The following is a 5,094-nucleotide window of genomic DNA, read 5'->3' on the forward strand; positions in this document are numbered from 1 at the left end:
ACTGAGATAAAGAAAAGTTTTATTGTATTAGAAAGTTTCTCCCCTCTCGATTACTCGAGAGGGAAAAGTGTACATAAGCTTACGGGTTATTAGTACTACTCGACTATGACATTACTGCCTTTACATCTATAGCCTATCAACGTAGTCATCTCCTACGACCCTTAAAAGAAATCTCATCTTGTGGTGGGTTTCGCGCTTATATGCTTTCAGCGCTTATCCCTTCCAAACGTAGCTACTCTGCGGTGCCACTGGCGTGACAACAGATACACTAGAGGTTTGTCCAATTCGGTCCTCTCGTACTAGAATCAGATCCACTCAAATTTCTTGCGCCCACAGTAGATAGAGACCGAACTGTCTCACGACGTTCTGAACCCAGCTCGCGTGCCACTTTAATGGGCGAACAGCCCAACCCTTGGGACCTTCTCCAGCCCCAGGATGTGACGAGCCGACATCGAGGTGCCAAACCCCCCCGTCGATATGAGCTCTTGGGGGAGATCAGCCTGTTATCCCCGGCGTACCTTTTATCCTTTGAGCGATGGCCCTTCCATGCGGAACCACCGGATCACTATGCTCTACTTTCGTACCTGATCGACCTGTATGTCTCTCAGTCAAGCTCCCTTATGCCATTGCACTCTACGCACGGTTACCAAGCGTACTGAGGGAACCTTTAGAAGCCTCCGTTACTCTTTTGGAGGCGACCACCCCAGTCAAACTACCCACCAAGCAATGTCCCCCGCCTTCGCGGGGTTAGGCCTCAGACAAACAAAGGGTTGTATTTCAACAATGACTCCACAACGCCTAGCGACGCCACTTCACAGTCTCCAACCTATCCTACACATCATTTGTCCAAGGTCAATACTAAGCTATAGTAAAGGTGCACAGGGTCTTTTCGTCCCACTGCGGGTAAGCGGCATCTTCACCGCTACTACAATTTCACCGAGCTCATGGCTGAGACAGTGTCCAGATCGTTACACCATTCGTGCAGGTCGGAACTTACCCGACAAGGAATTTCGCTACCTTAGGACCGTTATAGTTACGGCCGCCGTTTACTGGGGCTTCATTTCAATGCTTCTCCGAAGATAACATCTCCACTTAACCTTCCAGCACCGGGCAGGTGTCAGGCCCTATACTTCATCTTACGATTTTGCAGAGCCCTGTGTTTTTGATAAACAGTCGCCTGGACCTCTTCACTGCGGCCTCGTCATCACTGACGAGGCGACCCTTCTCCCGAAGTTACGGGTCTATTTTGCCTAATTCCTTAGCCATGAATCTCTCGAGCACCTTAGAATTCTCATCTCGACTACCTGTGTCGGTTTGCGGTACGGGTACTATTAACCTGAAGTTTAGAGGTTTTTCTTGGAAGCCCTTAGGTGCACTATCTCTTCAACCGAAGTCTCCGAGTACTATCGTATTTCCCCAAGCCGCGTGGATTTGCCTGCGCAGCTTATAGGTAGGTACTTCAACGAACTATTCCGTCAGTTCGCGGCACTTTCATCACTCCGTCACCCCATCACAGTTAACAGTAGTACGGGAATATTAACCCGTTGTCCATCGACTGTCCCTTTCGGGTTCGCCTTAGGTCCCGACTAACCCACAGCTGATTAGCATAGCTGTGGAAACCTTAGTCTTTCGGTGTGCGGGTTTCTCGCCCGCATTATCGTTACTTATGCCTACATTTTCTTTTCTAACCGGTCCAGCAGGCCTTACGACTCACCTTCTACCCTGTTAGAATGCTCCCCTACCACTCCATAAATAAATATGAAATCCATAGCTTCGGTAATATACTTATGCCCGATTATTATCCATGCTCGTCCGCTCGACTAGTGAGCTGTTACGCACTCTTTAAATGAATGGCTGCTTCCAAGCCAACATCCTAGCTGTCTATGCAGACAAACCTCGTTCTTTCAACTTAGTATATATTTGGGGACCTTAGCTGATGGTCTGGGTTCTTTCCCTCTCGGACTTGGACCTTAGCACCCAAGCCCTCACTGTTAGTGAACATTATATAGCATTCGGAGTTTGTCAGGAATTGGTAGGCGGTGAAGCCCCCGCATCCAATCAGTAGCTCTACCTCTATATAACTTTATAACTAACGCTGCACCTAAATGCATTTCGGGGAGTACGAGCTATTTCCGAGTTTGATTGGCCTTTCACCCCTACCCACAGATCATCCCAAGACTTTTCAACGTCAACGGGTTCGGTCCTCCACTATGTGTTACCACAGCTTCAACCTGTCCATGGGTAGATCACACGGTTTCGCGTCTAACACTACTGACTAAAGCGCCCTATTCAGACTCGCTTTCGCTACGGATCCGTGGCTGAACCACTTATCCTTGCCAGCAACGTTAACTCGTAGGCTCATTATGCAAAAGGCACGCCGTCACCCCACTAAAGGGCTCCGACCGCTTGTAAGCGTATGGTTTCAGGATCTATTTCACTCCGTTATTCACGGTTCTTTTCACCTTTCCCTCACGGTACTGGTTCACTATCGGTCTCTCAGGAGTATTTAGCCTTAGCGGATGGTCCCGCCAAATTCAGACAGGATTTCTCGTGTCCCGCCCTACTCAGGATACCACTATCAATTATATCACTTACCTATACAGGACTATCACCCTCTTTGGTTCTACTTTCCAGTAGATTCTAGTTCGTTTTACATTGAATGTCGTGGTCCTACAACCCCAACAATGCCGTAACATCATTGGTTTGGGCTAATCCGCGTTCGCTCGCCACTACTTACGGAATCACTTTTGTTTTCTTCTCCTCCGCCTACTTAGATGTTTCAGTTCAGCGGGTTTGCCCACCCGTAGGTGTACTATGTCTTCAACATAGTGGGTTGCCCCATTCAGGTATCTACGGATCAATCGGTGTGTGCCCGTCCCCGTAGCTTTTCGCAGCTTATCACGCCTTTCATCGCCTCTGAGAGCCAAGGCATCCCCCATACGCCCTTATTTTGCTTATTGTACCAATCTTAAATTTAATTAAGACCGTTCTTTCTACTTGTCTAATGATAAACAAGTAAAATGCTTTCTACTTTTTATATTTTTTCTTATCTCAATATGTCAATGAACTTTTTTGTTGAATCTAATTCAACAATCGTGGAGAATAACGGAGTCGAACCGTTGACCTCCTGCGTGCAAGGCAGGCGCTCTAGCCAGCTGAGCTAATCCCCCTTATTTTAGTATGCAGTTAACAGTTTTTAGTTAACAGTCCTAAACGGTTCGTCACTAATTAGTGCAACTCAACTTCTAAAATTTCCTTTAAGTATAAATAGTTGTCTCGGACAGACTCGAACTGTCGACCCCTACATTATCAGTGTAGTACTCTAACCAGCTGAGCTACGAGACAAGGTGATTTCTGATCTATGATTAACGATTTCTGATCTCAGATTTAAAATCCGCAATCAACAATCAGCATTCAATAATCGTAAATCTTTATCTTTTACTTAAATTGTATTATTTGAACTAACAGCAAGAGTAATATTATCTTAATCTTTGTTTCCACTTTCTCTTTTCGTCTTTTTCCCTAACGTGCTTATAAATAAGCTAACAATAAGGCTCTAGAAAGGAGGTGTTCCAGCCGCACCTTCCGGTACGGCTACCTTGTTACGACTTAGCCCTAGTTACCAGTTTTACCCTAGGCAGCTCCTTGCGGTCACCGACTTCAGGCACCCCCAGCTTCCATGGCTTGACGGGCGGTGTGTACAAGGCCCGGGAACGTATTCACCGGATCATGGCTGATATCCGATTACTAGCGATTCCAGCTTCACGGAGTCGAGTTGCAGACTCCGATCCGAACTGTGACCGGTTTTGTAGATTCGCTCCTGGTCGCCCAGTGGCTGCTCTCTGTACCGGCCATTGTAGCACGTGTGTAGCCCAAGGCGTAAGGGCCGTGATGATTTGACGTCATCCCCACCTTCCTCACAGTTTGCACTGGCAGTCTCGTTAGAGTTCCCGACATGACTCGCTGGCAACTAACAACAGGGGTTGCGCTCGTTATAGGACTTAACCTGACACCTCACGGCACGAGCTGACGACAACCATGCAGCACCTTGTAATTTGTCTTGCGAAAATTCTGTTTCCAAAACGGTCAAACTACATTTAAGCCTTGGTAAGGTTCCTCGCGTATCATCGAATTAAACCACATGCTCCACCGCTTGTGCGGGCCCCCGTCAATTCCTTTGAGTTTCAAACTTGCGTTCGTACTCCCCAGGTGGGATACTTATCACTTTCGCTTAGCCACTGAAATTGCTCCCAACAGCTAGTATCCATCGTTTACGGCGTGGACTACCAGGGTATCTAATCCTGTTCGCTACCCACGCTTTCGTCCATCAGCGTCAATATATTAGTAGTAACCTGCCTTCGCAATTGGTATTCCATGTAATCTCTAAGCATTTCACCGCTACACTACATATTCTAGTTACTTCCTAATAATTCAAGTCAGACAGTATCAATGGCCGTTCCACCGTTGAGCGATGGGCTTTCACCACTGACTTATCTGACCGCCTACGGACCCTTTAAACCCAATGATTCCGGATAACGCTTGGATCCTCCGTATTACCGCGGCTGCTGGCACGGAGTTAGCCGATCCTTATTCTTACAGTACCGTCAAGTCTCTACACGTAGAGGTGTTTCTTCCTGTATAAAAGCAGTTTACAATCCATAGGACCGTCATCCTGCACGCGGCATGGCTGGATCAGGCTTGCGCCCATTGTCCAATATTCCTCACTGCTGCCTCCCGTAGGAGTCTGGTCCGTGTCTCAGTACCAGTGTGGGGGATCTCCCTCTCAGGACCCCTACCCATCGTTGCCTTGGTATGCCGTTACCATACCAACTAGCTAATGGGACGCATGCTCATCTTTCACCGATAAATCTTTAATATCATGTTGATGCCAACTCGATATACTATAAGGTATTAATCCAAATTTCTCTGGGCTATCCCTTTGTGAAAGGTAGATTGCATACGCGTTACGCACCCGTGCGCCGGTCTCAAGTTAGCAAGCTAACTCTACCCCTCGACTTGCATGTGTTAAGCCTGCCGCTAGCGTTCATCCTGAGCCAGGATCAAACTCTTCATCGTATATTATGCGAATCAAAT

General features: G+C 47.3%; 2 tRNA genes and 2 rRNA genes. All 4 read right to left on the bottom strand.

Annotated features, from left to right (window positions below):
* Positions 1–69: 69 nt before the first annotated feature.
* A 23S ribosomal RNA gene (locus AC4PRO_RS17970) occupies positions 70–2,960 on the bottom strand.
* A 136-nt stretch (positions 2,961–3,096) separates the two neighbouring features.
* Positions 3,097–3,170 (bottom strand) — tRNA-Ala (locus tag AC4PRO_RS17975).
* 101 nt (positions 3,171–3,271) lie between these two features.
* Positions 3,272–3,345, bottom strand: a tRNA-Ile gene (locus AC4PRO_RS17980).
* Positions 3,346–3,560: 215 nt separating this feature from the next.
* A 16S ribosomal RNA gene (locus AC4PRO_RS17985) occupies positions 3,561–5,076 on the bottom strand.
* Together the 16S and 23S rRNA genes with 2 tRNA genes alongside form the textbook arrangement of a ribosomal RNA operon.
* Between the last annotated feature and the right edge of the window lie 18 nt (positions 5,077–5,094).

The sequence above is a fragment of the Flavobacterium sp. DW-iso2 genome (genome assembly GCF_058725285.1).